Below are 209 nucleotides of genomic sequence, written 5' to 3'. Positions count from 1 at the left end.
AAGCGGCGCTCTACCGGCTCGATCCGGACGGGCGGGTGACCTGGATCGAAGGCGAAATGCTGACCTGCAACGGGGCGGCGTTCTCGGCGGACGGCGGGCGGTTTGCGCATGCCAATACGCCGAGCCATGCGCTGCGGATGTACGACGTGGTCGGTCGCAGGCTGACGAACCGGCGCGTGTTCCACCAATGGCCGATCGGCGAGGGGCGA

The 209-nt window shown here is 68.4% G+C and carries 1 protein-coding gene; it reads left to right on the top strand.

What is annotated here, in order from left to right:
- A partial coding sequence (locus AB1471_RS18280; RefSeq protein ID WP_367781129.1) for an SMP-30/gluconolactonase/LRE family protein occupies positions 1-209 on the top strand: 209 nt, incomplete at both ends.

Origin of the sequence: Jeotgalibacillus marinus, from assembly GCF_040801915.1 — a bacterium.
Classification (GTDB): domain Bacteria; phylum Bacillota; class Bacilli; order Bacillales; family Jeotgalibacillaceae; genus Jeotgalibacillus; species Jeotgalibacillus marinus.
The sequence above is the reverse complement of the archived record's forward strand: the minus strand, read 5'-3'. Positions and strand labels throughout refer to the sequence as shown.